This window comes from Alkalispirillum mobile (genome assembly GCF_003664325.1).
GTDB classification, from domain to species: Bacteria; Pseudomonadota; Gammaproteobacteria; order Nitrococcales; family Halorhodospiraceae; genus Alkalilimnicola; species Alkalilimnicola mobilis.
Map to the genome: position 1 here is coordinate 319,915 of NZ_RCDA01000002.1, position 6,229 is coordinate 326,143.

A 6,229-nucleotide genomic window follows, 5' to 3' on the forward strand; every position below is an offset into this window, starting at 1 on the left:
CATCAGGATCGCCGGGGGGGCGATTCACATCGGGAAGGACCGATCAGTAGTCGTTACCGTCGTCTTCCCAGTCGTCCTCGAGACCGTCATCGTCCCAGTCGTCGTCCATGCCGTCGTCATCCCACTCATCATCCATGTCCTGCTGATCACCGAAGTCATCCTGCTGCTCTTCCATCGGCTCGTCCATGGGTTCATCCATCGGGTCGTCGCCACCGCAGCCGGCGAGACCGGCCATGGAGAACACACCCAGAATGATCAAAGTCAGCAGACCGTAGCGGAAACGCTTCATCACTTACCTCCTTGGTTGATTGCTGGCTAAGAGGTAAGCAGGGAGCGTGCCAAAAAATAATCTACTAAAAACAGATGATTAGCAATTCAGGTGTATGCCGGCGAGTGTGCCATACAGGCACATGAGTCAAATCGAGACCGTCTTGCGACGGGGTGAGGGTCGCAGGAAGGAGGGAGGCCGGCCGGGCCGGCCTCCCGGCACCGTCTCAGGTTCTGAACCGCCCGACCAGCTGCTGTAGCTGGCTGGCGAGCTGTGCGAGCTGGTCGCTGGCGGTAGCGCTCTCTTGTACGGAGCGTCCGGTGTCCTCGGCGACATCCTTGATGTGGGTGATGTTGCGGTTGATGTCCTCGCTGACGGCGGACTGCTCCTCGACGGCGCTGGCGATCTGGGTGGTCATGTCGTTGATCTGGCTGACCGAGGCGGCGACCTCCTCGAGGGTGGTGCCGGTCTGGGCGGAGGCCTTGACGCCCTGCTGGGCCTGCTGGCGGCTCTCCTCCATGACGGAGACGGCCTGGCTGGTGCCGGACTGCAGGCGGTCGATCATGCCCTCGATCTCGCCGACCGACTGCTGGGTGCGGGAGGCGAGGCTGCGGACCTCGTCGGCGACCACGGAGAAGCCGCGGCCGTGTTCGCCGGCGCGTGCGGCCTCGATGGAGGCGTTGAGCGCGAGCAGGTTGGTCTGATCGGAGATCTCGCGAATGACGTCGAGCACCGAGCCGATGTGCTCGCCCTCTTCGGCGAGTTTCTCGATGACCTGTGCGGCGGCCTGGACCTCCTCGGCGAGCTGGTCGATGGCCTCCATGGAGCCGTGGACCACCTGTCGACCGTCCTCGGCCTTGCTGGCGGTGCCGTGGGCGAGGTCGGCGGCCTCCTGGGTGGTGCGGGCGATTTCGGCCACGGTGGAGGTCATCTCGTTCATGGCGGTGGCGACCTGGGTGGTGTCGTCCTGCTGTCGCCGTGTGCCGTCGCTGGTCTGGCGGGCGATGGTGGCCATCTGCTCGGAGGCGGCGGCGATCTGGGAGGTGGCCTCTGCGGTTTCGCCGACCAGTTTGCGGATCTTGTCGACGAAGCGGTTGAAGGCGGTGGCCAGATCGCTCATCTCGTCGCGGCCGGAGTCGTCCAGGTGGCGGGTGAGGTCGCCGTCGCCCTCGGCGATCTCGTTCATGTGGTCCACCGTCTGGCGGATCGGCCGCACGATGCCGCGGGCCAGCCAAAGCGCCACCCCGATGCCGATCAGGATGCCGATGAGCGCGATGCCCCCGGATTGCACCATGGTGTTGCGCATGGCGGCGGCGTAGAAACTGCGGTCCATGCCGATCTCCACCACGGCAATGGGCTCGCCGGAGAAGTCGTGAATTACCCGGGCCTCGGTGGCGTAGGGCACCCCCTCGCGTTCGGCTTCGCCACGGGCCTCATCACCGTCCCAGGCATGGCGCAGCATCCGTTGGCTGACCAGGGATTGGCCGCTCAGCGTGCTGGCCAGGACCTCGAAGTTCTCACCGTCCCGGGCAAAGATGGACATCTCCACGCCGAACTCCTCGGCAAAGCGGTCCACGAAGCCCTGGTCCAGGCCGAGGCCGAACTCCACCGCACCCACGTGGTCGTCATCCAGGTCCCGGACCGGGCTGACACCGCGGATGCCGATGCCGGCAACGCCCCCTTCCAGGCCCCGGATCGTCGAGACCGACTCGTTGGCCTGGACGATGGTCTGGCGCATATCGGACAGGTCGTCGCCGTAGCGGTCCGGACGGTGGAAGCGGAAAAAGGAGGTGGCCGGCGGTTCGTGGAACTGGAACTGGGCCAGGCCGTAGGGCTCGGCGGTCGCGTCGTACATCGGCTGCAGCATGCCGACCAGGTAGTCCCGGTCGCCACGGGCGAAGGCTGCCCTGACCTGGGGGATGTGGGCGACCATCGCCGAGTAGCTTTCCGCCATCAGCGCGTGATCGTCCAGCTCGGCATGCATCGCCTGGTAGACGTAATTCAACTCCCGCTGCTCGGCCCGGTCGATCAGCTCCCCGGTGCGCCAGATGAACAGCGCGACAAGCACCAGGATGCCCACCAAAACCAGAACGGATACGGAGATAGCCAGGCGCTGGCCGATCTTCAGATTCTTGAGCACGGTTCCCCCTCGACATCCCAAACGGGTAATGCTTGCGATCCGGGCCCGGCCGTTTCCATCAGCCCCGGTTGCCGCATGAATGGCTTAATTGTCACACAAGTTATCGGTCAATGGCCCGTGAAGTTGAGGGGTGCAATTCCGCACTTCGCACTGCTGATTTGCCGCGCTGTCGCGGTTTTGACAAACTGCGCTGTGAATGGCCCGGAAAAAAACAAGGGAGCCGGAGCATGGCGGGTTCAGCCAGGGCGGCAATCCACTTTCAGGATATCGTGGAGAACCACCCCTATATCATCACGTGTTTCCTTCCGGATACCACGATCCTCTACGCCAATGCGACCGCGCACGCCTATTTTGGCCTGCCCCGAGGGGGCATGGTGGGGCAGCGCTGGGTGGAGACCCTGCCCCAGGAGCACCAGTCGCTGAACATGGCGGAACTGGCCCGTTACACCCCGGAGAAGCCGATCCGCCGTATCCAGAACCCCGTTCTGCGGGCCGACGGGGCGCAGCGGTGGGTGGAATGGACCAGCCGGGCGTTCTTCGACGAGGACGGTAGCCTGAGTTACTTCCAGACGGTCGGGGTGGATGTGACCGACCGCAAGGCGGCCGAGGAGCGCTCCGAGCAGTTGCTGGAGATTCTCGAAGGCGCCTCAGCCTATATCGCCATGGCCGACATTGCGGGGCGGGTCCTGTACGTGAACCCGTCGCTGCAACGCCTGCTGGGTAACCCCCGCCATCGAACGGCGACCATCGACGGCGTCCATCCCGACTGGGCCAGCCGGCTGGTGCGGGAGACCGCCATGCCCGCCGCCGCGCACCGGGGTGTCTGGGAGGGTGAGACCGCCATTCTGGCCGCGGACGGCACCCGGGTCCCAGTGCTGCAGACCATCGTCGCCCACCTGGATGGTGCCGGTGAGGTCAGCACTTATTCTACCGTCATGCAGGATATCTCCGCACTGCGCGAGGGCGAGCGGTTACGTCAGCAACTGCTGGAGAGCCTGGCGGAGGGGGTGTTCGGGGTCGACGTTCACGGCCGCTACACTTTCTTGAACACCGCGGCCTGCCGGCTGCTGGGGTTTGCCGATGAGCAGGAGGCGCTGGGGGCCAACGCCCATGAGCTGTCCCACCATACCCGGCGTGACGGCACGCCCTACCCGGAGGCGGAGTGCCCGATCCTGCAAGTGCTGCAGACCGGCGAGCCGTTGTATTCGCACGAGGAGTATTTTCGGCACAGTGACGGCAGCGGACTGCCTGTGCTGCTGAATGCCGCGCCGCTCAAAGACGGCAGTGGTTCCGTGACCGGCGTGGTGGTCTCCTTCCAGGATATCAGCGACCTGCAGTTGGCCCGGGAGGCGTTGCGGCGCAGTGAGGCGGAACTGGCCGAGGCGCAGCAGATCGCCCACTTGGGCAACTGGGTCTCCGACTTTGTCCGCAACGAGATCCGTTGGTCCGACGAGGTCTACCGGATCTTCGGGCTCAAAAAAGAGGAGTGGGGCGGCAACGAGGCCGCCTTCATGGAGGCCGTCCACCCGGAGGACCGGCCTCGGGTGCGCCGGGCCATTGATGAGTCACTGCAACCCGGTGGGCCGTCGTACGACCTGGAGCATCGTATCCTGCGGCCGGACGGCACCGTGCGCATCGTGCACCAGAGGGGGGAGGTGGCGTTTGATACGGCCGGTCGGCCGCTGCGCATGGTCGGTGTCATCCATGACATCACCGAGCGGCGCGAGGCGGAGAACCTGCTGCAGTATCTCTCCTACCACGATGTGCTCACCGAACTTCCCAACCGGACGTTGTTCCAACTGCGGGTCACGCAGGGTATCAATCGAGCCCGGGCATTGGGGGGTGGGTTGGCCCTGGTGCATATCGGGCTGGACCGTTTCAAGGGCGTGAACGAGGGGCTGGGCCACCTTATCGGTGACCGGGTGTTGCAGCAGGTCGCCCGGCGCCTCGAGGATCAGATGCAGCACGGCGAGACGCTCGCCCGCCTGGCGGGCGATGAGTTCGGCGCGCTGTTGCTCCGGGTCGAGGGGGATACCGAGGCCTCGGAGAAGGTGGAGCGGCTGCTTGCCCCCTTGCGGGAGCTCTTCCTGGTGGGCGAGGAGGAGCTGTACGTGCCCGGGTCGGCCGGTGTTGCGCTCTACCCGCACGACACCCGCGACCCCGGGGAGCTGCTGCAGCAGGCCGAGGCGGCCATGCACCAGGCCAAGCGGGAGGGGGGCAACAGCTTCCGCTACTACTCCGGTCAGTTGAATCACCGGGCACGCGCCCGGGTCTCCTTGGAGAGTCGGCTGCGCCGTGCCGTGGACCAGCAGGAGGGCTTCTTCCTCCATTATCAGCCGCGTATCGAGTCCTCATCGGGCCGGATCGTCGGCCTGGAGTCCCTGCTGCGCTGGCAGGATCCGGACGGGCAGGTCCACCCGCCGGGGCACTTCATACCGGTGTTGGAACAGACCGGGCTGATCGTCGAGCTGGGTGAGTGGATCATCCAGGAAGCGGCGCAACAGAACGTGACCTGGCGCGAGGCCGGCCTGCCATCGGTATCCATGGCGGTCAACCTGGCCGCGCCGCAGTTCCGCGACAGCAAGGTGCCGCGCCTGATCAACGACACCCTGGAGCGGGTGGGGCTGCCGGCGCACCAGCTGGAACTGGAGGTCACCGAGAGCATGCTGATGAGTGACCTGCCGACGGTTACCCGCACCCTGGGTCAGTTCCGCGACATGGGCGTGCGGGTGGCCATGGACGATTTCGGCACCGGCTACTCCTCGTTGGCTTACCTGCATCGGTTTCCGATCGACATCCTCAAGATCGACCGCTCATTCGTGAACGCCCTGGATACCGAGGAGAGCAGTGAGGCCATCATCCGCACCATTCTCAACCTGGCGGACAACCTGGGTATGGAATCGGTGGCGGAAGGGGTGGAGCGGCCGGAGCAGCACGCCTTCCTCTGCCAGGAAGGGTGCCAGACCATTCAGGGGTACCTGTTCGCCCGCCCGGCGCCGGCCGAGGCCTGTGCCGATATGCTGAGCCGTGGTGCCCTGACGCCCGGTGGCGTGGGCGGGCAGTAACCACCCGGGGCCCGCCGTACCGTAGCCCGACCGGGGCCCTCCCTGGCCCCGTTTCCGCTCTTAGGTTCTGAACCGCCCGACCAGTTGCTGTAGCTGGCTGGCGAGCTGTGCGAGCTGATCGCTGGCGGTGGCGCTCTCCTGCACGGAGCGACCGGTGTCTTCGGCGACGTCCTTGATGTGGGTGATGTTGCGGTTGATGTCCTCGCTGACGGCGGACTGCTCCTCGACGGCGCTGGCGATCTGGGTAGTCATGTCATTGATCTGGCTGACCGAGGCGGCGACCTCCTCGAGGGTGGTGCCGGTCTGGGCGGAGGCCTTGACGCCCTGCTGTGCCTGCTGGCGGCTCTCCTCCATGACCGAGACGGCCTGGCTGGTGCCGGACTGCAACCGATCGATCATGCCCTCGATCTCGCCGACCGACTGCTGGGTGCGGGAGGCGAGGCTGCGGACCTCGTCGGCGACCACGGAGAAGCCGCGGCCGTGTTCGCCGGCGCGTGCGGCCTCGATGGAGGCGTTGAGCGCGAGCAGGTTGGTCTGATCGGAGATCTCGCGAATAACGTCGAGCACCGAGCCGATGTGCTCGCCCTCTTCGGCGAGTTTCTCGATGACCTGTGCGGCGGCCTGGACCTCCTCGGCGAGCTGGTCGATGGCCTCCATGGAGCCGTGGACCACCTGTCGACCGTCCTCGGCCTTGCTGGCGGTGCCGTGGGCGAGGTCGGCGGCCTCCTGGGTGGTGCGGGCGATTTCGGCCACGGT

4 protein-coding genes are annotated in these 6,229 nt (G+C 65.9%); 1 reads left to right on the forward strand and 3 read right to left on the reverse strand.

The window, feature by feature from the left end:
* Nucleotides 1-43 precede the first annotated feature (43 nt).
* Together DFR31_RS09655 and DFR31_RS14060 are read right to left on the reverse strand one after the other, a co-directional pair.
* Entirely contained in the window at nucleotides 44-289 is a 246-nt protein-coding gene (locus DFR31_RS09655) for a DNA primase (RefSeq protein ID WP_121442466.1), read from the reverse strand.
* Nucleotides 290-494: 205 nt separating this feature from the next.
* Nucleotides 495-2,408 carry a methyl-accepting chemotaxis protein gene (locus tag DFR31_RS14060; protein WP_121442467.1) on the reverse strand — a complete coding sequence of 638 codons (1,914 nt, stop codon included), beginning with the start codon at nucleotides 2,406-2,408 and terminating at the stop codon, nucleotides 495-497.
* Nucleotides 2,409-2,635: 227 nt separating this feature from the next.
* Here DFR31_RS14060 and DFR31_RS09665 point away from each other — a divergent pair, with 227 nt between their 5' ends.
* Nucleotides 2,636-5,473: an EAL domain-containing protein gene (locus tag DFR31_RS09665; protein ID WP_121442468.1), complete on the forward strand. Its 2,838-nt coding sequence runs from the start codon at nucleotides 2,636-2,638 to the stop codon at nucleotides 5,471-5,473.
* A 60-nt stretch (nucleotides 5,474-5,533) separates the two neighbouring features.
* Here the strand turns inward: DFR31_RS09665 and DFR31_RS13875 are convergent.
* On the reverse strand, nucleotides 5,534-6,229 hold a 696-nt coding region (locus tag DFR31_RS13875; protein ID WP_170153654.1), incomplete at its 5' end, for a methyl-accepting chemotaxis protein.

Excerpts from the sequence above, each read along its gene's own strand:
- DFR31_RS09655 (WP_121442466.1), bottom strand. The coding sequence starts at position 289 with ATGAAGCGTTTCCGCTACGGTCTGCTGACTTTGATCATTCTGGGTGTG.
- DFR31_RS09665 (WP_121442468.1), top strand. The coding sequence starts at position 2,636 with ATGGCGGGTTCAGCCAGGGCGGCAATCCACTTTCAGGATATCGTGGAG.